Raw genomic sequence first — 24876 nt, forward strand, 5'->3', positions numbered from 1 at the left:
TATGCAGAAATCAATTGATGATATAGATTTTGAAAAAAGTGGAGGTCTTGTTCCAGTAATTGTTCAGGATGCAAACACAAAAGATGTTTTGACTCTAGCTTATACAAACAAGGAATCTCTGACATTAGCAAAAAAAACTGGTAACTCTTGGTTTTGGAGTCGTTCAAGGAATAAATTATGGATGAAAGGAGAAGAATCAGGAAATACACAAAAGATTAAGGAAATTTTAGTTGATTGTGATTATGATGCAATAATTTATCTTGTAGAACCATCAGGCCCTGCATGTCATTTGGGTGAAAAAATCTGTTTTCATAATTCTTTAGAAAAATAAATTAACATACAGGCTTATAGCTATCTTCATCGCCTGGAAGAATATCTTCAGTAATTCTAAATTCCAAATTTGGATAATCTGTTCCTCTAAACACCACTCTCCAATCACCAATGAAGTCATCAACTGTACAATATCCATTAATTTTTGAAAGTTGTGGTTGCAAATAATAATTGAATGCAGGCTTATTTGCACCATCAAAAGGAATAGTCCAATAAACAGAATAATGAGTACTATTCAAAGGCCTGAGAAATACAACTTGTCCTTTTTCCTCAATTCCTAATCCTCCGATCGTAAGAAAAATTTTCTCTCCTAGAACATATTCACTACGATCAATTTGAAATGGACCTGAAGTAATCCATTCTCTATCTTTTGGTGTATATTCATTTTCCAAATTTATTTTTTCAATTTCATCAAATTTTTCTTGGATCTCTGGTGTGACCTCTTCTGTTGGTCTTAATTCTTTATCTAAAACATCTTCAACTTCCATTGTATTGGATTCTTGATTAATGATAATACTAATTCCTATTATTATCAGGATTATTCCTACAGTTATTGGAATTATGATTTTGTTAAAACTCATAAAAATAATCTTCTAAAAATCACTAAAAACCTTACTCATACTAGAAACTTTATCCATTTTTTTCTTGGTTTTTCATCAAATTTTTCTTTTTTCTAATTATTTTTTTATATTTGGAATTATTTACCATTATATTTTTTAGTAGGTAAAATTAAGTATCACTTAACTTGATATTAGGATTTTTTATTTATGTTTATAGAGGAAAAATTGATCTTGACTAGGACATCGTTACAATGTAGAGAATGTAAAAAGGAATATGATAACGCTTTCAAGTATATTTGTGATGAGTGTTTTGGGCCCCTTGATGTAAAATATGATTTTCCCCAGATTACAAAGAATACATTTACAAATCGTGAACACACCTACTGGAGATATTTTGAATTATTACCAATAGAGAACAGATCTAATATCGTAAGTATTGGTACTGGAATGACTCCTCTAATCAAGGCTAATAACCTCGGAAAAAAATTGGGACTAAACAATCTTTACATCAAAAATGATTCTGTTAATCCAACATTTTCATTCAAAGATCGACCTGCAGGCGTTGCAGTATCAAAAGCAAAGGAATTTGGATTGTCTGCAGTTGGATGTGCATCAACTGGTAATTTAGCATCAGCTACTGCAGCACATGCAGCAAAAGCTGGATTACCTTGTCATGTATTTGCACCCAGTACAATTGAGATGGCAAAAATTACACAGGCATTATCTTATGGTGCAAACTATATTTCAGTTGATGGAACATATGATGATGCAAATAGAATTGCTGCCCAAATTGGTGACAGTAAAGGAATTGGAATCGTAAACATTAACATGCGTTCTCACTATGTAGAAGGCTCTAAAACATTTTCATTTGAAGTTGCCGAGCAACTTGATTGGCAAGTACCTGATCAATTGATAATTCCGGTAGGGAGTGGTGCAATGCTTAATGCAATTTGCAAAGGCTTTGAGGAATTAGAAACTGTTTCATTACTTGATGGTGTTTCTAACATGCATATGATTGCAGCACAACCTCATGGATGTGCCCCGATAGTTGATGCATTTAAGAAAAATTCCAAAGAAGTAATCCCAGTTGAAAATCCTGATACTGTTGCAAAAAGTTTAGCCATTGGTGATCCTGGTGATGGTCGATATGTTCTAAAACGATTAGCTCAATACAATGGATGTGCTGAAGAATGCAACAACAAGGAAATTCTTGATGCGATTTTACTTCTTGCACAAACTGAAGGGATATTTACTGAACCTGCAGGAGGAGTCTCAATATCGGTTCTTCAAAAAATGGTAGAGCAAGGAAAGATTGATGTAAATGACAAAGTTGTATGCTATGTAACTGGTAATGGTCTTAAAGCAACTGAATCAATCATGGAAATTTTGAAAAAACCTGATGTAATGAAAGCAGACATATCTGAAATATCGGCGGTAGTAAACTAGTGGCAAATATAATATTTACAATACCTTCTGTATTGAATCAAAGTGGAGGAGAAAAAAAGACTGAAATTTCAGCTTCTTCTCTTACAGATGCATTTGCAAAAATTTCTGAGTTGATGGGTGATGATTTTAAGAGACGTGTATTAGAAGGCGATGGCACGCCACGTTCATTGATTAATATCTATATCAACGGAAAGAATGCAAAATTCTCAGATGGAATGCAAACTGTTCTTAAAGATGGGGATGAAGTTTATATTTTACCTGCAGTTGCTGGCGGTTCTGAAGATCTATCTTCAAAAGAACTTGATAGATTTTCACGTCAAGTAATGCTTGAAGAGATTGGATATAATGGGCAATTAAAACTAAAAAATGCAAAAGTTTGTGTTGTTGGAGTTGGTGGTCTAGGAAATCCAATCACAACAAAGCTTGTAGCTATGGGTGTTGGAACTCTAAGAATTATTGACAGAGACGTAATAGAATTATCTAACTTACATAGACAAACAATGTTTGATGAAGATGATGTAGGTCAGGTGAAAGTTGAAGTAGCTGCAAAAAAATTATTGAAACTAAATCCTGAATGTAAAATAGAAGCACTTGCAGTTTCTGTTAATGATTATACTGCACTAGAAGTAGTTGAAGGATGTGATGTTGTAATTGATGCGCTTGATAGTGTTAATGCACGATATGCATTAAACAAAGCTTGTGTAAAATTTGGAATTCCATTTGTTACTGGAGCTGCAGTTGGAGTTTCAGGACAAGCATTTACAGTTTTACCAAAAGAATCTGCATGTTACTATTGCATGTTCCCTGATCTAAATGAAGATACAATGCCAACATGTAGTATTGAAGGTGTACATCCATCAATACTTTCTATCGTTGGTGGTATTGAAGTTGCAGAAACTGTAAAAATAATTATTGGAAAAAAACCAAGTTTGTCAGAAAAAATACTCCATATTGATTTGGAAAATCTTGATTTTAACTCTGTTAAAACATTCAGGGCTGAGGAGTGTCCTATTTGTGGAACAGGAACTCTCGAAGTTATTCCAAAGGAAGAATTAATTCTAGAAGAATTATGTGGGAGAAACAGAGGAAAAAGAACTTACTCCATAACTCCTACTGAAACATTTGATCTTGATGTAAACAGTGTAACTAACATGGCAAAAGAAAAAGGATTCATCGTAGAAAATCAGGGCGGACTTGGATTGTCCTTGAGGACCAATGAATTATCAGTAAGTTTTATGAAGAAAGGTTCTGCTGTTGTAGTTGGACCAAAAGATGAATCTGATGCTATTGCATTATACAAAAGTCTTTTAGGTAAAGAGATCAAAGCTTGAAAATAGCCTGTAATATTTACATAAATTTGTAAAAATACACACAAAATATACAGATCATTAATATAATTTAGTAATAATTAGAATTAAAATAGTAAAATATTATAAAATTTATAAAATTATTAAAAATTAAATGAAATAATCTCAATATTTGCCAATATTGTGGACAAATTGTCCATTAGGCTTAAATACAAACTTTAAAGAAAAATGCTAATAACATGAATAACGAAATAGGACGTAAAATAACTAGTCTTACATTAATGACAATTATGGTTGCCGGTGGACTGACATTTGCTATCCCAGGTGTAATGCCTGCAGCACATGCAGCCAACGCTAACCTATTTGTTTCCGCAGAAAACTCACAGTTTGATAACTACATGTCAGGACCTCAAGTAATTGAGGTCGTGGTCATTGACAATGATATTGATGACACAGATGAGGCAAAAGGTGAACCAGACGTTACAGTAAACGGCAAGATCCTGAGAATGGTTCAAGCCGTAGATGGTAACTGGTATGGTTACTTTGCAGACAGAACTCAGGCATCTATTGCAGACTTCACTGCACAAAATTTCAACGGTCAAGCCGGAGTCGGCTTAGACTTTGGTACACTTTGTGCAACTGGTGCAACCACCAATACTGCCGTCGGCGTAAATGTTGACGATACAGTTGGTATTGCTCTACCATTCAGTGGCGGCGCAGCTGCTACTACTGGTGGACAAAATGGTACAGCAACAGGTACAGTCACAGTACTATGTTCAGGTTCAACAACCGGTTCAACTAACGGTACAATGAACGTTGTTAGAGAAGCCAAGGATCCAAATCTCACCTTAACTGGTGATACAAATGGACAAATTGGTCTTAACGCAACTTCTTCATCCGCTACTACAATCGGTAATGATCAATTTGATCATGTCTGGCCTTTCGTGCAATTATACTCTCTAAACCCAACTGGTAACGTTGTTATACAGTACAACAAAGGTGGTGGTGTTCAATCAACAACACTTACTTTTGATACTGTAGATCAATTTGCCGGAGCAGCTACTGATAGTACCGTGTATACACGTAATGCACAAGTTCATGCAACTATTACAGACCTTTGGTTAAACATTGACCCAACCGACGAAGACTCTTGGACATTTGGAACAGCAGCAGGTTTGCTAAGTACAAACTACCAAGTCTTTGACGAAAATGGTGCACGAGCTGGTGCTAGTGTTGGTGGTGGTATCATAGACATTTCCGGAAATCTCACAAACATGATGATTGAGGATAATGGTATATTGAGAATCAACACAAACACACAAAGTGCCACAACTCCGGTTTTAACCATCCAAGACAATGATGACTCTGACATTACATGTGCAACTGCTCAAACAGCAACCACATGTAGTGCAACAGGTCTCGCAGTCTCAGGTTTAGGAGCAGGAACTAATCCAGTCACAATAACAGAACAAGGACCAAACAGCGGTGTCTTTGGAACATATGATGAATCAGATATTTCAGTACTCAAAACAACCAGCGGTGCCCTCAGAGGTACTTCTGCAACAATTGATTACAATGAGACACCAGTTACCATACTTGTAGGATTTGACTTTGCAACAATTGACATTCAACCAGTAGATGATGAATGGAACTCTGGTGAAGAGATTCCAGTCGTATTGGTTGATGGCGATGCAAACAAAAACAGTAGAGTAGACGAAGATTTAGATCTAAATAGTGCAGATGTTTCTTTAATTCCATCTCTAAGAACTGGTGACCCATTCACATTAGGTGAAGGTGATTCATCACTTAGAGTATTCGTAACAAACGCGACTGTAAATCATCAAAAACCAACAGCAGGTCAAACCACTTCATTTGGTTTTAACACTGCAGCAGGTTTCAACATGACTGGTGTTTTGACAGTTGAGAGTTTCTCCCAAAGAGGACTTTTGAATGTCACATCAACTGGATCATTAAATGCTCCAGCAGCCGTTAAAGGAATTTTCATCGACTTAGAGACAACACAAGAAGAACTAGCAAAAACAATTAGAGATAATAGGTTGTCAACCTTCACAGGTTTCAACTTCCTCAATTATGATGTTAGATCTTTAGGTGCTACATCTGGATCAGTCGGAATCTATCTCTTAAATGACACAATGCCAATTCTAAATAACAATGGCTTCTATAACGCTAATACAACAAACAATGCAATTGCATTGGTATCTGGCGGTACAAGTCAAGCCTTTGTTAATATGACTGGTGTTAATGTCCAAGCTGCTTTGTTTGGTGATACTACAGCTGATGCATCTACTAATCTAGGTTTAGCTATTGTGCTTAATAACACAGGAGTTACACTTGATCCAGTAGAGCCAATTGTAGTAGACTTCTTCTCCTTTGGATTCACAAATGATGGTTTGTTAGCTGGCACAAGAATCGCCAACCAAATTATCAGAATGGAACTAGAGGAAACAGGTGATAATACAAGTACCTTCCAAGGTTCACTTGAATATATCATGGTTAACCAAGTTAACATCAACAATGTTGATACATACAACGGTCTATCTACAATTGCCGATGATCCAACTTTCATCGTCATTGAAGATTTGACAGATGAGGATGCTCCAAGAGTCAACTATCTTGACTTAGGTGCAGACGGTGTTTCAACACAAGTTGCTGATCAAGAAGAAGCCCCAAGTCATTCTGGTGTCGTATCATTCGACTCCAATTCATACAAGACTGCTGACACAGTTACAATTACACTTGAAGACTTAGATCTTAACACAGACTCTGATCTTATTGATATCTATACCGTAGTTAATCCATCAGGTGCTGGTGGTGAACCAAACGAAGATGTTGTCGGAACTGGTACTTTCAGTACTACCGCACAATCTAATGGTACATCCATCACACTATCAAATGGTGAAGAACTCGGTAGATTACTAGATGTTACATTCGATGATCAAAGATGGACAACACCACAATTCGGTGCATGTGGCGCAACCTTAACCGGTGCTGCAGCAACCGACTCTGGACTTGGCGCAACTGGATTTACTCTAGTTGAAACCTCCAAAAACAGTGGTAAATTTGTAGGTGATTTCCAAATTCCAAATGCATGGTGTAGATCAGGTGCAACAACATCTGAAACTGTCACCGGTCTCGACATTGAAGTCAACTATGTTGACTTTAGAGACGCATCTGGTGAAGTCATCGAAGTTGGCGACTCCGCAGGAGTTCGCGCTAACACTGGTTCAGTAAGTCTTGATAGAACTGTCTATCCAGTACCATTCGGTGTTGTATCAGACTTTACAGCAGACACCACTGAAGAATCACCAAACGGTAGAGCAATATTCCCAATCCATGCAAGTGGAATGAATACTGCTGGAACCACTAGATCCGCAGAGGGTCTACAAACTGGTGAATTCTTAGCAGATGGTGATCTGACTATCCACATTAGAGTTAACGATCCAGACTTCGATTTATCTGCAAGTGGTGAAGACTCCATTTCAACCAACAAAACCGGAACACCTCAAGTAGGTCCAGTTAAGGTCTCTGTTATCAGAGGTGCCTCATCTGTCATACTCGGTTATGCCGGTGGTGATGCAGTACTAACTGGTACCATCGATACTGATGGTAACACACTAGATGCTGTTAGAGCCTTTGGTCCAATGGACGAAATCGCACCAGACGCAGGAATATTCGAAATTGACATCGGTTTAAGGTATACTGACGGTCCAGCAAGCACCACATGTCCATCAACAACAGCTGATTGGGCACCACTAAATGGAGCTACTGACGTTGCCGCCAACCCAGAAACAGACAGATTTGATATTGCCGCAACATCAGGTGATTACTGTATCTTGCAAGGAGATATTCTCCAAGTAGAATACACTGATCCAGCTGATGCATCAGGTGATGTTAACACTGTTACTGATTCTGCTACCTTTGATCTTAGAAACGGTGTACTGCAATCCGACAAATCAGTTTACATTATTGGATCCGACATGATCTTGACCCTTATTGAACCAGACTTCGATCTGGACAATGATCAGGCTGAGACTTATGATTTGGACTTGATTGAATGGGACTCTGATGCCGCAACTGTTACCATGGGTAACGCTGACGGTGAAGGAGCAACATTTGACCCAGAACCACTTAACTTCAGAGAAACAGGTGACTCTACTGGTATCTTCCAGATTGTTATCGAAATCCCAGAAGAATTAGCTGGTGACAGATTAGAAAGAGGAGAAGAAATTGTTCTCGAGTATACTGACTGGGGTCCATCAGGAGCTGATTATGTAGGCAATGAAGATGAAGATGTCAACTTGACAATATTCACTTCTAACTTCGGAGCAACTGTAGAACTTGACCAAAAAGTATACACATGGACTGACAAAGTCTATATCACTATTGTAGCACCAGATCACAACTTTGATAGTGACTTAGTTGACGAAATCGGTAACACCGATCTCGATCCAATCAAAGTCGCAACCAGAGGCGCTGATCTAGACAAGTACAAACTTGTTGAAACAGGTACTGACACAGGCATCTTTACTGGTGAGGTTATCCTTACTGGTTTCACACACGATGCTGATGGTGACAGTACCACAGGTACTAATGGTAATGATGTAGTAACCGCAAGTTCCACTGGTAGTGGTCCAACAGATGGACTCTTATCAGCTGATGATGATGACGGACTTACAGTCTCCTTTGAATTCTCAGAGGATGAAACAGTAGTCGGCTCAGCACTTATCAGATGGAACATTGGTGAGGTTCAGTGGCTTGAAGCAAGTTATCCAGCAAGCGGAACAGGTGTTGTAAGAGTAATTGATCCAGACATGAACTTAGATCCAGAAGCAGTCGACAACTTCGATGTCGATGTGTGGTCTGACTCCGATGCCGGAGGTATTGACCTTACTGTAACTGAGACTAATGAGGCAACCGGAATTTACGAAGGTACTGTGTTCTTCACAACTACTGACGAATCTTCTGGTCACAGACTCAGAGTCGCAGAAGGTGACACTGTCACCGCAGAATATGAGGACAATACACTACCAGATCCGTACACAACTGCAGATGAACTTGATATTACTGCCACTTCACTAATTGGCACTGTAGTACCACCTCTCGAGAGAGCACCAGCTGCTAACTTGAGAACCGTTGATGCATTCGGTAACAGTTTAGATACTGTATCCGTTGACCAACAGGTACAAATCAGCGCTGACTTAGCAAATGGTCAGGATAGAGAGCAAGCATTCGCATACTTGGTACAGATTCAAGATGGTAACGGTGTTACAGTCTCACTAGCATGGATTACAGGTTCACTATCTAGCGGTCAATCATTCAGCCCAGCATTATCATGGATTCCAACCGAAAGTGGTAGCTACACAGCAACCGCATTTGTTTGGGAGTCAGTTGATAATCCTACGGCATTATCACCACCAGTTAGTACAACCATAACTGTACAGTAAGAAAACTAGTTCACATTATCCTTTTTTTCTTTTTTTTGAATCTTCTTTAACGTAAGTTATAGACAATTTTTCCAGAAGTAATATCTAGGAGTGAATCGACAATTAATTAAAATGAAATTTCAACTTTTATTTTCCATTTTAATTGTTTTTTTAATCATTAATACTCCGAATTCATTCTCAGAAGAACTGGAATTATTTACAAATAGTAAGGTATACGCACCTTCTCATACTTTACAAGTTTATGGGAAAGGTTTACCTGAAGAAAATCTAATCATACGTATCTTTGCTCCAGATGAATCCATTGCAAAATTTGATCAAATAACTACAGGCTTTGATGGCTCTTTTAATTATGGATTACTTACATGGCCGCAACCATCAACAAATTTTCCTTATGGTACATACACTGTGGAAGTAATTAGTACACAACAAAATGGCATATCGCAAAAAATTGACGTAAAGTTTTCATCTACAACAGAACTGATTGATATTCCTGTGGAAAGAATTGTAAACACACTGGTCTTTGCACCTGAAACTGCTGCAATTAATCAACCAATCAGGGTCTTTGTACAAACAACTAGTGATGGTCTTTTAATTGGAAATGAACCTTCAAAATTATTAGGAACTACACACGTACACTTACCTTCTGGAATCTCAATCCCACTATCAAATTCATTTAAGACACTTCATCAGGGATTATACTTTGTTGATTATACTCCGAGAGAGGAAGGAACTCATGTGTTTCATGTAGTTGCATTTAGTCAGGGAACCACATCTCATGGTTCTGCAGCTACTAATGTTCTAAGACAGGATCTTGGAGGAATTTCAGAGCAAATTATCACACTAAATTCTATTTTAGATGAAACATCAGAGGAACTGAATGTGCTCAAATCAGAAATTGCCGGATTTGACACAACTCTAGATCGTGCAAGTATTCAGATTGATGAAAATATTGGGACAATCTCTACATCTGTAAAGTTCATCACTGAAGCTTCTTCCCAGCTTAATGCATTAATGTTACCAATAATCGCATCAATTGGATTAATAGTTGCATTGCAAGTAGCAATTCTCACTAGAAGAAGATAGTTATAATAATACAAGAAAAATAAATTAACTAATGCCCAAAGCGGCTATTTTCTTTTCAATAATACTTTTCTCTTCTGTATTGACGAATTCTTATGCATTAACTCCTGGAGATTTGATTTTAGAAAATGATGAATCTAAAATCACGTTTGATTCTGAAATACTGAATGTAAATTCTAATTTTTTTACAGAAAATGATTTTAAAAGATATCTAATTTTTGGAGCAAACACACAAGATGTTGATTTTTTAAAAAATAATTCAATCTATGGAATTCAGTCCGATTCTGGATTTTTTTATGTCTCGATTCTTTCTGAACAATCAGCTTCTAATCTTATTTCTCAGGGTTTCCATGTAATTGAGGATTCTAAATTGGATTTCCATTTATCTGATGATGTAATAACAGACTCTTCTAGAATTGGTGAGATTACTGGTTCAACTGTTGTGAAAAAAAAATATGGTGCATCAGGAAATGGTACAATAATTGCAATTGTAGATACTGGAGTTGATTTTTCAAATCCTGACATTCAGCATTCAGTTGCACGAGACAAACTTAATCATCCTATAATGCTTGATCCCGATGGACAGGGGGTAGTTCTAACAAATTCAACTTTTTTTGCATATATTGATAAAAATAATATCATTAGAAATTACAGCAAACCAATTCCGCAAGATATGACCTCATCAGCTTATGTAACTAAAGATGGGGTTTTCCTAAATTTATCTCAAGGTGGGAAGGGCACTAAAATCCCAATTTACAATTCATTTTTTCCTCAAATAGGTTCATCCCCCATTTTTGAAGGTATACTAGATAAAGACATGAAAATTGGTACAGATAATCGAAATTACATCCAATCCAAAAGTGGTGTTTATCATCTCGGTGTAATTTATCAAGGTGGATTACAAGGACCATTAGCTAGAATTCAAGTTGTTCCAGTTCTTGTTGTTGATTCATTTACTCCTGGAGTTTATGATACAATAATTCCTGATCTTAGTACTTCATGGAATGATTACACTAGATTTGATCTCAAACCTGGTCAGAAACCAAATTATGATTTTGATTTTACTGATGAAAAACCAATTGTGTTAGGTAGCGGTAACGAATTTCTTGTCTATGACTCTAACAATGATGGAAAAAATGATTATAGTGCAGGGACATTTGGTGCACAAGTTCTTGATGTTTATGGTGTAATTAAAAATAATGTAACTGATATCGATAAAACATTACAAGCAATTAACGGCACTTTATTGCCTGCATTAGATACAGAAGGAAACTTTTTTGGAATAATGACTGATTTTATGGGACATGGAACATCTAGTGCAGCATCAATTACTTCACGAGGTCAACAAACCTATGACATTTACAACAATACAGAAAAACATTCTATTATTGGAGTTGCACCTGATGCAAAGATTGTACCAGTAAAGGCATTATGGTTTGGTGATACGGTTTATGGGTGGTTGTGGTCAGCAGGATTTGAAAATAAAGATCATTCTTGGAAGTTTTCAGGAACATCCAAAGTTGACATCATATCTAATAGTTGGGGAGTATCAAACTTTCCGTCATTCAAAGCGTCACCTGGAATGGATGTACTATCATTAATTCTGAGTATACTTGTTACTCCGCATTCATTAGATGATGACTATCCTGGAATTACAATAATTTCTAGTGCAGGAAATTCTGGACATGGGTATGGTACAATTGGCTTGCCAAATGCTTCACCATTTGGAATTTCAGTGGGTGCAACAACAAACAATGTATTTGTTGGATATGGACCATTCAAGGATCAACCACGATTCGGAAATACCACAACTCATCATAATCACATTGTTGATTTTTCTAGTAGGGGCCCTAGTTCGATAGGGGATCCAAAGCCTGACATTATGAGTATTGGAGCTCACGGTTTTACCCCATCAAATGTTATTAAAATTAAAAAAGATTCCAAAGATGAATCTTTTTCATTATTTGGGGGAACTAGTATGGCAGCTCCATTAGTTTCTGGAAGTGCTGCAATCTTGATGGAAGAAATGAGAAAGCAATCTCAGGAATATGATCCATTTTTGATTAAAAATATCCTGATGTCTACTGCAACTGATCTAAAAAATGATGCTTTCACTCAGGGCTCCGGTTTAGTAAATGTTGAATCTGCCTTAGATTATGTTCATGGAAATGAGGGCGTTTTCATAGTGTATAACGATAAATCATATGATAACATCAAAAAAATTCTTGAGCCTGGATTTAAAAATATTAATTCAACTGCAATTGGATTTGAACAATTCCAACTTCCATCAACTCCTCTTCCTATGACTAGTTGGTTTGGAGGTCAAATGAATCCTGGAGACAGAACAACTACCACTTTTACAATAAAAAATCCCACCAATGAAACACTAAACATTGATGTAAAATCACAAACTTTGTCATTAATCACAAAAAATCAATTTGATGCAAAAACAATTCTACGACAGCAAGATTCTATTTTGAATAAGACAGATACATTCATTCCAAATTATGTTAAACTATCTGATGTATCCAATCATGAAACAGTTGGTGATTTTTTCAATGAGAAAAATCCTATTCCTGATGACTCATCTTTAATGATAGTAAATGTTAATTTTCCATTTTCAGATTTCATGAATAGTACATCTAAAGTATATGCAGACGATCTCAAAATTTCTTCGTTATATCTTTACGATTGGATTGATAATAACAATGACACAAAAATTACTAGTGATGAATTATCTATGGTGAACAGAGCTGGCTCTTGGGGAACAGTTCAAGAATTGAGAGTTACAGAACCAAACAAAAAGTTTGAAGGCGTTCCATTAGTTGGGGTATATCCGGTGCCTACGAGATATTCATATTGGCTAGGCGACACAAAACAAAACTCTACCTCTATGGACTATACAATTTCAGCAAGTTATTATCAGAAAGATAAATGGGCAATGCTTTGGCCAGAATCTGAAACAATATCTGTTCCCGCAAAAGATACTGCAACAATTGATGTCACATTAATTACTCCAAATGATCTGCAAACCGGTGTTTATCAAGGATTTTTAACATTTGAAAGTAACAGACATACTGTTAATACTCCAGTATCCTTTGTGATTAAACAACCTGTAATTGAAAATGAGACAACAATATTGATTCAAGGAAAACAAAGTGATGATGTACTTTATGGAAATGGATACACCAAAGGTGCCTTTGATATGGTTAATCGTTACATGGCAGGTGACTGGAGACAATATTATTTTGATATTCAAAATGAATCTATCAACTCTGGTTCAATAGAACTATCGTGGCTTAGTGATAATACAAATCTTGCAGTATTTGTAATGGATCCCTCAGGAAAAATAATACAAACAAATGTTCCTTCAGGTGTATTTGGTCATTTTCTTAAATGGCCTTCGCTTGATTGGCTGGGCAATTCTCTTTTCAGTCAAGGTGGTGGTTTTTTTCCTGTAAAAAATAAAGATGATACCTCTACAGTAATCTATGTTCCAATAAATCAAACTGGTACTTACACACTTTTGACTCATTCAACATTGTTTGGGGGGAATTCCACAACTGAACCAATTACTCTATCAGCCAAGTTTACAAATATTTCTCCAGAAATGTTATCAAACAATCAACCCCTCAAAAATGAATCAGAAACTATAATTCCTGATTTGAAAGATGATAATTCAACACTTGAGAAAACCTCTGAAACTCCAACCCTAATTCAAACTCAATCTGATTTATCTATAGAATCTGATTCATCTTTTAGTATGGGCATTGCAATTGGTGTTGTAATTGGAATTGCGATCGGAATCATGTTTATTTTCATCATTAGACAAAAACCTCCCAAATAATTGAACAAGGTTTATAAGCAATTTGGCGAGTACGTCAGCTTGAATGTCAGAGCTTGGGACCAAAAAGTCTGGCGGATTATCCCGAAGAGACTTTCTAAAGTTAATGGGTGCCGCAGGGACAGGATTAGCATTTGCTCCATTTGTCCCATTTGGTAATTTCATGCCAAATCCTAACCAGGCAACTCTTGAAAAAGTCCCAGTAATTTTACCTGATGGCACTCAAGCAAATATCAATACTTTTCCAATTAATCACGCCGAAGTAATTACATATCCCTCAACTGGTGATGCTGCACTTGATGCAGAAGCATTTCGTAAATGGCAATTCATTAGACTTCCTGAAGAATTAGGTGGCAGTAAAAAAGATTCCAAAGCTATTCGAGCATATAGTATGATATGTTTGCATCTTTGGTGTTTATGGAAATATTGGCCTGATGAGGGACGAAAGAGAGGTGAATGTCCTTGTCATGGTAGTATGTATGATCCTGTTACTGGAACAGCTTTTGTGGGTCCTGCATCAGTGCAAGCTGCACCATCAAATACTTTACCTGAATTAACATTAGAGGTTGATTCTGACGGATTTGTATTTATTTTACCGCCAAAGTTTAATGCAAATGATAATGGAGTAATTGGATATGGCCGTTTCGCTTGAGAGAAGAACTGGAGCTGTTGGCTTCCTTTACTGGCTTTGGGATGGCGTAGATAGAACTATCTTTACTGCAATCAAGTTTTCATTTCCTGCAAGATTTGTAAGTCCATTTGGATTCTTGGGAATGCTAACATTTACTGTATTTATTATTCTTGGAGTTTCAGGAGCTCTTCTCATGTTTTACTATCAACCGATTTTGGATAGAGCGTGGGATAGTGTTCAATTTATCAATGATGAAGTACCATTTGGTTTTCACATAAGAAATATTCATTATCATGGCTCCAATGCAATGGTACTCTTAGCTGTACTTCACATGTATTATCAATACTTTAGTGGAAGATACAAAATCAGAAACGAAGTTTTGTGGATGACAGGAGTTATTCTTGGTGTTGTTACAATTCTTGAAGCATTTACTGGATATGATGTTATATTTAGTGAAAGAGCAGAACTTGCAATTAGTATTGCAGCATCGCTTACAACATCAATCCCTGTTGTAGGGCCGACAATTCGTGATGCGGCGCTGGGCAGTGGCTTTTCAGATTTTGTATTAAGATTCTATGCACAACATGTTTTCTTGTTACCAATTGTAATGCTAGGACTTATGGCAGTTCACTTCCCAAGATTCTTGGTATTTGATGTACCAATGGTAATGGCAATTGGTGGTGCAATTCTAATCACTGGAGGTGTCTTCCCAATTGATATGGGATTCAAGTTTGAACCCACGGTACCGCCTGGTGTAACAGTACCTGAATGGTATCTAACAGGAATTTACGCCTTCATGAGGACTCAGTATGACAAGTTTGTAACTGGATTGCTGTGGCCGTTATTGTTTATCGTATCACTTGTACTAATACCATTCATTGATAGATACAAGAAATTCTCATGGAGAGACAGACCAATCATTACTGCATTTGGTATTACTAGCCTTGCTCAAATCATGGTTACGACATACTGGGGATTCTATATCTCACCAGATGTATCAATTCCATTAGTTGAGCGTTTGGTAATTGATCCGATATTCTTCTACTCTACAATGATATTGATGGTGCCATTAGGATTTGGATTTACTTATATGATGATCAAACTTGCAAATGAGGCTGAAAGAAAATCAAAACTTGCAAAAAGTACTGGTCCAAAGAAGGTTGCAACAATTAATCTTTCTGAAAAATGGATTAACTGGTTGCTAGTTGCACTTTTGGCATTCCAAGTATTCCTCAACATTGCAGCTTACAATGCTGCATTGATTGGTATGAAGAACATTTCACTATTCTTTATTGGAATTGTTTTGTTGGTATTTGCCGCCTTCTTCCATATCTACAGATATGCACTAAGTCAAGAAAAGAATGCACCCCCACCAGCACCTACTCCTATTCAAGATGAAAAACCAAAACTTGCAGAACCTGAAGCATCTGTTGAACAAAGCAAACTTCCTGAAGGTGATTCTGCACCAGAAGGAAAACCTGAACCAAAAGAATTAGCACCTGAGGTTCCAACACCCAAGACTCAAGCAGATTTAGGAGTTGGTGCAAATAACAATCAAAATCTTGGTTCTGGAGACCTTCCAAAACCATGATTGAAATAATTCTAAAGAAACTTTATAAGAACTTGGGAGAGGTAAAAAAATTATGAGCACTCCTACATCTAGTCATGCATATGGAATAGGATTAATTGCACTCATCATTGGTATGTCTGGAACTTTTGTCTTTTACACTTCATTCTATCTTCCAGAATCTTTGGCAAAGCCATCAGTTGACGAGCATATCTTGAATCCTGAAAAAAGTTTACTCATTGAAATTGTACCTGGTGCTGTAATTGAAGGAAATCAAAACTATGTTCCCAATAAAGCAAATGCTCTACTTACTATAAACAATCTTGTAGTATGGGAAAATAATGATGATACTGCACATACTGTAACACCTGATCATAGACATTCTGATAGTTATAGTGGTGATTTTGGGTCTGAAGGTGTTCTCAAACCCGGTGATACATATGAATTCCTCTTTACTGAACCACAAGAAGTTCATTATCACTGTCAACCTCATCCATGGATGACCGGTTCAGTGATAGTGGAGAAGAGTAGATTCTAGATAGAATATTTTGCAAAAATTATCTGACTTTCAATTTCTTTGTGTTGCTCAATAATTGACGCTCTAAATTTTACTTCATGTTCTTGTTTTGGCTCGAATTTTATTATTGCTGTAAATTCTGCTTTATCTTCTGGCATTACATCTTTGTTGATAAATAATCTGGAAACATTTTGTGATATGTTTTTGCCATTGTATGATTTGTAAACAATGTGCTCATTAGAGTCTAAAATCTGTGTGTTAATTACAACTCCGTCATATCTTCCTGGATATGAAACTAAAATCGTTCCTTTAATTTCGGAATTGGGATGAATATTAGTTGAATCAAGTTCGAATTCTATATCTTTCACAAAACATCACATCCGAATTAGAATAAATAATTTTGTTAAATGGGCCCAAAGGGCTTCGATCCCTTGACCATTGGATTAGAAGTCCAACACTCTATCCATGCTGAGCTATAGGCCCAAAAACCTAGAAATTAATTGCCATTTTAAGGGTTTACAGCCACTTTTTTTGAAAATTCTCTCTTTCCATTTTAAAGAGAAATTGTTGTGAATAGCCTGCATATGGACCGAAATGATTTACAATTTTTTGATGTAAATACTCATATTGTTTTTCTGTAATTGTTTTGGTGTTGATTTGAAATTCATTTGAATAGTATTTTTCTAAAATCCTGATCATCCATCTATCCAATGGAAATGATTCTAATTTTTCCAATGAAAACAACATTACACAATCTGCAACTTTGTTTCCAACACCTGGAATCGTTCGAATAATTTCTTTAGTTTCTTGATAATTACGATTCTCCAAACCTTTAAAATTAATTTTTTCTTCTACGATCATTTTTGATGCTTCTTTGATAAATTTAGCTCTATACCCCACACCACAATTATTTATTTCATCAATTGACGCTTTGGCAAGTTTTTCTGCTTTAGGAAATAAATAAAACTCCTCATTGCCATATTCTACTCGGATTCCAAACTTTTTTGATAATTTTTCTAAACTCATTTTGATTTTTTGGATGTTAGAGTTTGACGAGACAATAAAGGAAATCAAACATTGGAAAGGATCTTGTCTGAGAATCCTTAATCCTGGATATTGCTTTACAGCTTTTCTTACTGTTTTATCTTTTGAAATTGATTTTATTATGTCATCTAAATTATCATTTTTCCTCAAAAAGTCTACTTTTGAATTTTGAAAAGATTTTACATTGCCATCTTTATCAATGCGTAGAATATCCCCGCCATTTACCCCATACCAAAAATTATCAATTTTTTTCCAAAGAAATACTTGTCCACTATGAATAGAATTTTCAACATTTATTGCGTATTTTTTTTGCATTTTAGACGGTTATTTCGTCATTAACTGCAGGTGAATATGCCTCTAAACCAAATTTCTCATGAATCTCTTGGGCAAACATATCACATGATTCAGTATCGCCATGCACAGTCAATACTTTGGGATTTCCCTTAATTTTTTTGATCATATCAAATAATTCTTTTTTATCTGCATGCCCTGAAAATTCAAATTGTTTGACTTCAGCCTCTACATTTAGATCTCTTCCTCTAGTTGATACTTTTCCGGTGTCTAGTAATTTTCTACCCGGTGTTCCTTCTCCTTGATAAGAAACAAGAGCTATTCCATTTTTACTATCAAAAGATAACTGTTGCAAATAATAAACTGCGTTTCCTCCAACCAACATACCTGCTGGTGATATTACAACACATGGTTCTTCCATTGCACGTTTTCTATCTGCATGTTCTGTAATTGCAGTTGCACTCTTTATTGCATCTGAAAATATTTTTGGATCTCTTAGATAATCTGGATGTCTAAACATTATCTCATTTACCTTTAATGCCATTCCATCCATAATGATTTTGTGTTTGAAATTTGCACTTCTTAAAACACATGCAATCTCTTGAGAGCGCTCAACTGAAAATGATGGGATAAATAATATTCCTTTTCTATCCATTACTTCATTTGCAAATTCAATTAATTCTGCTTCTGATTCTTTTCTAGGTTTTTGCTCATTTTTGGCATATGTGCTCTCAGTAATTAGCAAATCAATTTCTCCAATGTCTAAATCCATCTCTCGAAGCATTCTTGAACCGTGAGTCTTGATATCACCTGTGTAAAAGAGTCGTTTTTTCTCTGATTCTACTAAAACTGTGCTTCCACCAATAACATGACCTGATTCTCTTAACTCAAAAGTTGCATTTCCTTTAGTTATTTTTTGTCTAAATCCAATTTCTTTTGCATTTTTCATCATATTGTTTACTTCAGGTAAGTCAAATGGATGTGAATTTTTTTCAATTTTTAGCATATCTTCAATTAGTAATTTTGATAAATCAAATGTTGGTGGAGTGGCATAAACATCTGTATTCCCACTTACAAACAATGATGGTACATTTCCTGAATGATCCAAATGAGCATGAGTGATAATTATGGCATCCAAATCTTTGGGTTTTACATGAAGGGGGTATTGTGGGGGTGATCCTCTTCTACCAAATAATACCCCATAATCTAGCAAGAGATTTGTTCCATTACAATTAACTAAAAAGCCCGATCTGCCAACTTCGTTTGCAGCTCCCAAAATTTTTACATTCAAGAATTATGATGATTTTTTATCGACGTTAAAACCTTCTTAGAGATTACCCGATCATTATGTCTATCATGGAATCTACACAAGCTTTAATTAGTGTAAGCTAAGATTCGATCCTCATGGGAAGAAGCTTCCAAGAATGGTTAGGACAACAAGATCAAGCCGTCGTCGCTAAAACACGTGCTGGTGACGAAGCAAACAAACCACTCCTAAACCAACTTAACTGGATTTGGGTAAACAATCTGATGAATCAGAAAGCAGACCTTAATCCATCTTCAGCTGAACTACTTGACTGGGTAACCTCTGGTCAAATAGACGCAATGAGAAAATAAACGTGTAAAACACGTTATCTTTTTGTTTTTTCAATTTTTGAATCTAAATTCTGCGCATATTTTTTGAGTCGATCTTTTTCATAACAGAGTTATGAATTTCGATCATGGTTTAAATAGTGACTAAGCAATCTAATCTTTGTAATGCCAATAGCAATACTTCCAGACATTGATGAACAAAGATGTATCGGATGTGCACTATGTGTAGAAATCTGTACAACTCTTGGTCCAGATGTCCTTAGAGTAAAACCTGTTGAAGGCTGGAAGAGAGGTAAAGCATTTGTATTTTATCCAGAAAGATGTATTTCTGATGGTGCATGCATCGGTGTATGCCCAACAAAATCAATCTTTTGGATGAGACCAATGAATTACACTGCTGGACAACCAGTACCTCTTCACAAAAACGGTATCTTCATCAAAGGTTGGGCAGAAGACGCAGCACTATAAGCTGAATCTTTTAGCACATTCTTTTTTCTTATTTTTAATTAAGCAATTGATTTTCGCTTGATTTCTTTTGGAATTGTTTTTACAAAATGTTTTAGGAAATTATCTTTTTTGTCATAATGAATTTCTGAAAACTTGTTGTTTGCAAAAAACTCATTCCATGTCTTTTCAAATACGGGGAATTCATTTGGTTGAAAATCAATTCTTGCAGTTTCATGGTGAGCTGCTGGAAATATATCTGAAATCTCAATTGGAATTAATCCCAAAACGGGATTGTACTGACATACTTGAAATGAATCAAATTCTTTGAATTTTCTTTTTAATCCCAAATATTGATTTGATAAATAACCTGGTTTTGTACTGGATTCTTTTGTAATGATCATCTTTTTTTTCTTTGATTTGAATTTTCTAACTATTCCATGGTATGATTGAACTTCTGGACGATGCTGATCCTCTTTAGAGAATAAGAAAATGGCTTTTTCTTTGAATTTTGGTGTACCTAAACCCAGAAAATCAGAGTTTTCAATCATTACCTCAATCATCTCAAATAATTTAGGATGTGCCCTTGCTTTCTTAATTACATATTCCCATAACCTGCCCTCATAGATTGTCTGCTTTACTCTATCAACTTCAAGTTTGATTGCATGCAGATTGTGTATTGCTAATTCATTTGTTCTCTGAACTTCATCAAGACGGCGTAATTCATCTGGTGAATATTTTGAACAGATTTCGCAATTGCAAGGAAATACTGTGATGTCTGACAAATACCTGGTTCCATCATCAGTAATGTATCTTGATTTTTTAGCATATAGCATGTATGAGGCTGAATCAAACGTATCACAACCCAATGCTATGGCAAATGGGATTGTTAGAGGATGACCTGCACCAAAAAGATGTAAAGGTATTGAATGGGGCATCTGTTTTTTTGCAGCAACAATCATCTGGGCTAATAATCTATATTCATATGACTCCATAAACTCAACAGGACTTCCTAAAGCGAGCATTTGAAAACCAATCTTAACTAAACTCTTTGTAGATTTTGCAACAAGTTCAAAATGTTCTCCTCCTTGAATTGGACCAATCCAAATCTGACCATTCTTTTCACTAGTCTCAAGTGTTTGCTGTGAGACTTCAAGAGTATGTTTGACATATGCTTCTGCTTTTTTAATTGGCATTCCATATCCTGTTGGCTTATCAAGTGGAATTGCAAAATCTGTCAGGATTCCTTTTTCAAATTTTGCCATTTCTGGCGGTGTGACTTTGACATCGCCATATTCTAAAACCTGATATCCGCCAGAGTCAGTCATTATTGCCCCATCAAAATCTATTATCTCATGAATTCCTTTCTTTATGGCGTCATCGCCATAATTGTTTCTTGTAATGTATGCATTTGTAATAACTAAATCAAAACCAATCTCACGGATTTTTTTTGATGGAATAGTCTGTTTTACTGGGTGAATTACAGGGACATAAGCCGGCGTCTCAATTTTCCCATGATTTGTATAAATAGTCCCAATTCTTCCAGCTAAATCGGTTTTAGATATTTCAAACAATTAATTTTACAGTCTTAAAGGCGTTATTTAATCAATCAGAAAAAAATTTTTGTAAATCATTATTTTTTGTAACTAAATCAAGCCAATCCACATTTTCATTTCTTTTGTTAGTAGAAATTATGGAGATGACATTTTCTTCATTTTCTTCAATGGTTTTCCCTGTCATATCAATCTGAACTGTCTTTTCCTCGAATCTATTAATTGCATCATGTGCAATAATTCCTAATATTTCACTGCCTGTATTGTCTTTAATTTTTTTATCTGAATATTTTCGATTTTTGTATACTGTAATCAAATCATATGGACTCCTTCTTAAAACAATCACTATCTTTACTTGGCTTTTATCTAAAACATATGGTGCTAAATGTCCTACAATCAAAAAGTTATCAGAAATTTTTCCCACAAGTATTTTTTTTAGCTTCTCAGTATCAATATCATTAACATCTTTATTTTCTTCAAATAATCCTGACTCCTTTGCAATTTTATTAATATCAATAATGGGCAATCCTAATCTATGAGCAATTTTTTCTGCAACCGTATGTTTTCCTACACCTGGATTTCCTGTAATGACTATTGACATGTTATAAAATCATCACGAACCAGATTAAACGATTTCTGCAATACTAATAAGTAGAATTGAGTTTTTGTCAATATTGCAAATTGGTTTATTAGGTAAAGCAAATGTTGGAAAATCCACATTTTTCTCTGCAGCAACTCAAACTCCTGTAGCATCAGGCAATTTTCCCTTTACAACTATTGAACCAAATGTTGGTGTGGCATATGTCAAAGCTGATTGTGCCTGCAAACATTTTGGCATTAAACATGAGAATGATTATTGTGTGAGTGGAACTCGTCTTATACCTGTAAAGCTAATAGATGTTGCAGGATTAGTTCCAGGAGCTCATGAAGGAAAAGGATTGGGAAATCAATTCCTTGATGATGCCAGACAAGCTGAAGTTTTGATTCATGTAGTTGATATTGCAGGTACTACTGACATTCAAGGACAACCAGTTCCAGTTGGAACTCATGATCCTTTAGAGGATGTAGAATTTGTTCAAGATGAATTTGATCAATGGTTTGCAGATATTCTAAAAAGAGAATGGGATAAGATTACTCGAGAAATAGATCAAAAAAGAGCAAAACTTACAGACGGTATTGCAAAGCGATTCACTGGTTTAGGAATTAAAGATTTTCAAGTACAGGAAGTGTTACAAAAACTTGGCCTAATGGCTAGAAATCCAAAGGAATGGAAAGATTCCGATATCCAAACCTTTGTCAAAGAGTTAAGAAAAAATACAAAACCTATGATTATTGCTGCAAATAAAGCAGATCTATGCACTGATCTTAGTATTATTGATAAAATATCTGACTGTGTTATTCCTTGTAGTGCTGAGACTGAATTATTATTGCGAAAGGCATCAAAATCTGGAATTGTAAATTATTCTTCAGGTGATACAGGTTTTACTATTCCTGATGGAAAAGAAATTCCGCCTGCTCAGCAAAAAGCACTAGATTTAGTAAAGTCCGTTTTTTCTAAAATCCAATCCACTGGAATACAAAAAATTCTAAATACTGCAGTTTTTGATTCTTTAAAATTCATCGTTGTATATCCCGTTGAAGACGAGACCAAACTAACCAACAAAGATGGTGTGGTTTTACCTGATACTAAATTACTTCCTCTAGATTCTACTGCAAAGGATTTGGCGAGTTTAATTCATGCAGATATTGCAAAAGGATTCTTGCATGCAATTGATTGTAAAACAAAGCAAAGAATCAGCGGTGATCAAAAACTAAAAAATGGCGATGTCATCAAAATTGTATCAACATTAAGTCGTGGATAATATGCTAGGTTTAGGAATTGAAAGTACTGCACATACTTTTTCCTGTGCAATAATTGAAAAAAAAGGAAAAAAGGGGAAAATTCTTTCAGATGTTAGAAAAATTTATCGGCCAGCAGATGGGGAGGGCATTCATCCCCGAGAGGCATCACGCCATCACATAGAACACAGCTCTTCTGTATTATCTGAATGCCTAAAAGAAGCAAACTCATCCATCAGAGATTTGGATATTATTTCTTATGCTGCAGGACCTGGATTGGGTCCATGCTTACGTGTAGGTGCTGTAGTTGCAAGATCTTTGTCTTCATTTTATAAAATTCCAATTTATCCTGTAAATCATGCAATAGGACACATTGAATTAGGAAAATTACTTACTGGCGCATCAAATCCATTGGTACTTTTGGTATCTGGGGGACATACGATGCTTTTGGCATTTCTAAATAAACAATGGAGAGTTTTCGGTGAAACTCTTGATATTACACTTGGTCAGCTTCTTGATCAATTTGGAAGATCCATTGGATTTCCTTCACCCTGTGGAAAAAATATTGAAGAGTTGGCATCTACATCATCAAACTATGTTACCCTTCCATATTCTGTAAAAGGAAATGATGTCTCTTTTTCAGGACTATTATCTGCTACAAAAGCTGTTGCTAAAAAAAGTAAAATCGATGCATGTTATTCTCTTCAAGAAACTGCTTTTGCAATGATTAGCGAAGCTGTTGAACGTGCATTATCATTTACTCAAAAAAGAGAATTAATGATAGTAGGAGGAGTTGCAGCAAACAAAAGATTGTCTGAAATGCTCAAAGATGTTTGCAAACGTCACAATTGCAAATTTTTTGTAGTACCATTACGTTATGCAGGTGATTGTGGTAGTCAAATTTGTTGGACTGGACTTTTAGAATCTCAAGTAAAATCAGGATCATCTCTAAAAGATACCTTTGTAACTCAATCTTGGAGATTAGATACTGTCAAAGTTAATTATTGATTTTTGTATTCAGCTATTTGTTTTTCAATAGTTTTAGTCCAATCTTTTGTATTAAAAACTCCAAACTTGTAAGTTTGTTCACCCTCATTTGTTTTTGCAGTAAAACATACTTTTTTCATTAGTAATCCCTCTTTCCATACTTTGATGACATCATCTAATTTGATATCTAATATGGTATCCCCAAAATGTTTTGAAAAATCCATAATTCTCGCATTAGTTTTGTCAAATGCTAATCTCTTATTTGTTAATGTTAGAATTCCAGCTCCTAAATTATCTTCACCACAATCCTCTTGTTTTATTTTATTTTCCCCTTTTTCCATGATTAATTTTTATTGAATTCCTCAGGATATAACGTTA

General features: G+C 35.6%; 20 protein-coding genes and 1 tRNA gene. 13 read left to right on the forward strand and 8 right to left on the reverse strand.

The features are described from left to right. Position 1 precedes the first annotated feature (1 nt). Positions 2–331 carry a phosphoribosyl-AMP cyclohydrolase gene (hisI, locus tag NADRNF5_RS01655; RefSeq protein ID WP_048115004.1) on the forward strand — a complete coding sequence of 110 codons (330 nt, stop codon included), beginning with the start codon at positions 2–4 and terminating at the stop codon, positions 329–331. 1 nt (position 332) lies between these two features. Here hisI and NADRNF5_RS01660 read toward each other — a convergent pair whose 3' ends face one another. Continuing rightward, entirely contained in the window at positions 333–911 is a 579-nt protein-coding gene (locus tag NADRNF5_RS01660; RefSeq protein WP_048115006.1) for a hypothetical protein, read from the reverse strand. Between the two features lie 210 nt (positions 912–1121). On the opposite strand from NADRNF5_RS01660, the gene NADRNF5_RS01665 reads away from it, so the two are divergent. The 8 genes from NADRNF5_RS01665 to NADRNF5_RS01700 all read left to right on the forward strand — a co-directional run bounded on the left by NADRNF5_RS01665 (position 1122) and on the right by NADRNF5_RS01700 (position 16768). Next, entirely contained in the window at positions 1122–2336 is a 1215-nt protein-coding gene (locus NADRNF5_RS01665; RefSeq protein WP_048118756.1) for a threonine synthase, read from the forward strand. Then, positions 2336–3667 carry a ThiF family adenylyltransferase gene (locus NADRNF5_RS01670; protein ID WP_048115009.1) on the forward strand — a complete coding sequence of 444 codons (1332 nt, stop codon included), beginning with the start codon at positions 2336–2338 and terminating at the stop codon, positions 3665–3667. Before NADRNF5_RS01665 ends, NADRNF5_RS01670 begins: the two co-directional genes overlap by 1 nt. Before the next feature lie 215 nt (positions 3668–3882). Beyond that, positions 3883–9108, forward strand: a complete 5226-nt coding sequence (locus tag NADRNF5_RS01675; protein WP_048115011.1) for a beta strand repeat-containing protein — start codon at positions 3883–3885, stop codon at positions 9106–9108. A 111-nt stretch (positions 9109–9219) separates the two neighbouring features. Continuing rightward, positions 9220–10191 carry a hypothetical protein gene (locus NADRNF5_RS01680; protein WP_048115014.1) on the forward strand — a complete coding sequence of 324 codons (972 nt, stop codon included), beginning with the start codon at positions 9220–9222 and terminating at the stop codon, positions 10189–10191. 31 nt (positions 10192–10222) lie between these two features. Then, positions 10223–14035, forward strand: coding sequence for a S8 family serine peptidase (locus NADRNF5_RS01685; protein WP_048115016.1), 3813 nt, complete (start codon positions 10223–10225; stop codon positions 14033–14035). A gap of 43 nt (positions 14036–14078) precedes the next feature. Continuing rightward, complete coding sequence (locus NADRNF5_RS01690; RefSeq protein ID WP_048115024.1) at positions 14079–14684, forward strand: Rieske (2Fe-2S) protein; 606 nt, start codon at positions 14079–14081, stop codon at positions 14682–14684. Further along, positions 14668–16254 carry a cytochrome b N-terminal domain-containing protein gene (locus NADRNF5_RS01695; RefSeq protein ID WP_048115027.1) on the forward strand — a complete coding sequence of 529 codons (1587 nt, stop codon included), beginning with the start codon at positions 14668–14670 and terminating at the stop codon, positions 16252–16254. The genes NADRNF5_RS01690 and NADRNF5_RS01695 overlap by 17 nt, the downstream gene beginning before the upstream one ends. Positions 16255–16306: 52 nt before the next feature. Then, positions 16307–16768 carry a cupredoxin domain-containing protein gene (locus tag NADRNF5_RS01700; RefSeq protein ID WP_048115029.1) on the forward strand — a complete coding sequence of 154 codons (462 nt, stop codon included), beginning with the start codon at positions 16307–16309 and terminating at the stop codon, positions 16766–16768. Here the strand turns inward: NADRNF5_RS01700 and NADRNF5_RS01705 are convergent. The 4 genes from NADRNF5_RS01705 to NADRNF5_RS01720 all read right to left on the reverse strand — a co-directional run bounded on the left by NADRNF5_RS01705 (position 16765) and on the right by NADRNF5_RS01720 (position 19373). Continuing rightward, positions 16765–17115, reverse strand: a complete 351-nt coding sequence (locus NADRNF5_RS01705; protein WP_048115031.1) for a hypothetical protein — start codon at positions 17113–17115, stop codon at positions 16765–16767. The two genes, NADRNF5_RS01700 and NADRNF5_RS01705, sit on opposite strands and share 4 nt — an antisense overlap. 40 nt (positions 17116–17155) lie before the next feature. Further along, positions 17156–17230 (reverse strand) — tRNA-Arg (locus tag NADRNF5_RS01710). A gap of 33 nt (positions 17231–17263) precedes the next feature. Next, entirely contained in the window at positions 17264–18106 is an 843-nt protein-coding gene (locus NADRNF5_RS01715; RefSeq protein WP_048115032.1) for a DNA-3-methyladenine glycosylase 2, read from the reverse strand. A 1-nt stretch (position 18107) separates the two neighbouring features. Next, the gene (locus NADRNF5_RS01720) at positions 18108–19373 is read right to left on the reverse strand and encodes an MBL fold metallo-hydrolase (RefSeq protein WP_048115034.1); all 1266 of its coding nucleotides are present in this window, start codon (positions 19371–19373) and stop codon (positions 18108–18110) included. Between the two features lie 113 nt (positions 19374–19486). Here NADRNF5_RS01720 and NADRNF5_RS01725 point away from each other — a divergent pair, with 113 nt between their 5' ends. Further along, positions 19487–19699 (forward strand): hypothetical protein, encoded by a 213-nt coding sequence (locus NADRNF5_RS01725; RefSeq protein WP_048115036.1) that lies wholly within the window; start codon positions 19487–19489, stop codon positions 19697–19699. Positions 19700–19840: 141 nt separating this feature from the next. Beyond that, positions 19841–20143: an ATP-binding protein gene (locus NADRNF5_RS01730; protein WP_007403030.1), complete on the forward strand. Its 303-nt coding sequence runs from the start codon at positions 19841–19843 to the stop codon at positions 20141–20143. A 38-nt stretch (positions 20144–20181) separates the two neighbouring features. Here NADRNF5_RS01730 and tgtA read toward each other — a convergent pair whose 3' ends face one another. Both tgtA and NADRNF5_RS01740 read right to left on the reverse strand, forming a co-directional pair. Beyond that, positions 20182–21693: a tRNA guanosine(15) transglycosylase TgtA gene (gene tgtA, locus NADRNF5_RS01735; RefSeq protein WP_048115038.1), complete on the reverse strand. Its 1512-nt coding sequence runs from the start codon at positions 21691–21693 to the stop codon at positions 20182–20184. A 31-nt stretch (positions 21694–21724) separates the two neighbouring features. Then, positions 21725–22273: an adenylate kinase family protein gene (locus NADRNF5_RS01740; RefSeq protein ID WP_048115040.1), complete on the reverse strand. Its 549-nt coding sequence runs from the start codon at positions 22271–22273 to the stop codon at positions 21725–21727. A gap of 73 nt (positions 22274–22346) precedes the next feature. On the opposite strand from NADRNF5_RS01740, the gene NADRNF5_RS01745 reads away from it, so the two are divergent. Both NADRNF5_RS01745 and kae1 read left to right on the forward strand, forming a co-directional pair. Continuing rightward, positions 22347–23534 carry a redox-regulated ATPase YchF gene (locus NADRNF5_RS01745; protein WP_048115042.1) on the forward strand — a complete coding sequence of 396 codons (1188 nt, stop codon included), beginning with the start codon at positions 22347–22349 and terminating at the stop codon, positions 23532–23534. A 1-nt stretch (position 23535) separates the two neighbouring features. Beyond that, the gene (gene kae1, locus NADRNF5_RS01750; protein WP_048115044.1) at positions 23536–24519 is read left to right on the forward strand and encodes a KEOPS complex N(6)-L-threonylcarbamoyladenine synthase Kae1; all 984 of its coding nucleotides are present in this window, start codon (positions 23536–23538) and stop codon (positions 24517–24519) included. Here kae1 and NADRNF5_RS01755 read toward each other — a convergent pair. Then, entirely contained in the window at positions 24513–24839 is a 327-nt protein-coding gene (locus tag NADRNF5_RS01755; protein ID WP_048115046.1) for a hypothetical protein, read from the reverse strand. The two genes, kae1 and NADRNF5_RS01755, sit on opposite strands and share 7 nt — an antisense overlap. Between the last annotated feature and the right edge of the window lie 37 nt (positions 24840–24876).

Origin of the sequence: Nitrosopumilus adriaticus (assembly GCF_000956175.1) — an archaeon.
Classification (GTDB): domain Archaea; phylum Thermoproteota; class Nitrososphaeria; order Nitrososphaerales; family Nitrosopumilaceae; genus Nitrosopumilus; species Nitrosopumilus adriaticus.

Coding starts and splice junctions, on each gene's coding strand:
- hisI (WP_048115004.1), top strand. CDS start 2: ATGCAGAAATCAATTGATGATATAGATTTTGAAAAAAGTGGAGGTCTT.
- NADRNF5_RS01680 (WP_048115014.1), top strand. CDS start 9,220: ATGAAATTTCAACTTTTATTTTCCATTTTAATTGTTTTTTTAATCATT.
- NADRNF5_RS01755 (WP_048115046.1), bottom strand. CDS start 24,839: ATGGAAAAAGGGGAAAATAAAATAAAACAAGAGGATTGTGGTGAAGAT.
- NADRNF5_RS01725 (WP_048115036.1), top strand. CDS start 19,487: ATGGGAAGAAGCTTCCAAGAATGGTTAGGACAACAAGATCAAGCCGTC.
- NADRNF5_RS01700 (WP_048115029.1), top strand. CDS start 16,307: ATGAGCACTCCTACATCTAGTCATGCATATGGAATAGGATTAATTGCA.
- NADRNF5_RS01730 (WP_007403030.1), top strand. CDS start 19,841: ATGCCAATAGCAATACTTCCAGACATTGATGAACAAAGATGTATCGGA.
- kae1 (WP_048115044.1), top strand. CDS start 23,536: ATGCTAGGTTTAGGAATTGAAAGTACTGCACATACTTTTTCCTGTGCA.
- NADRNF5_RS01675 (WP_048115011.1), top strand. CDS start 3,883: ATGAATAACGAAATAGGACGTAAAATAACTAGTCTTACATTAATGACA.
- NADRNF5_RS01690 (WP_048115024.1), top strand. CDS start 14,079: ATGTCAGAGCTTGGGACCAAAAAGTCTGGCGGATTATCCCGAAGAGAC.
- NADRNF5_RS01740 (WP_048115040.1), bottom strand. CDS start 22,273: ATGTCAATAGTCATTACAGGAAATCCAGGTGTAGGAAAACATACGGTT.
- NADRNF5_RS01660 (WP_048115006.1), bottom strand. CDS start 911: ATGAGTTTTAACAAAATCATAATTCCAATAACTGTAGGAATAATCCTG.
- NADRNF5_RS01695 (WP_048115027.1), top strand. CDS start 14,668: ATGGCCGTTTCGCTTGAGAGAAGAACTGGAGCTGTTGGCTTCCTTTAC.
- NADRNF5_RS01685 (WP_048115016.1), top strand. CDS start 10,223: ATGCCCAAAGCGGCTATTTTCTTTTCAATAATACTTTTCTCTTCTGTA.
- NADRNF5_RS01715 (WP_048115032.1), bottom strand. CDS start 18,106: ATGCAAAAAAAATACGCAATAAATGTTGAAAATTCTATTCATAGTGGA.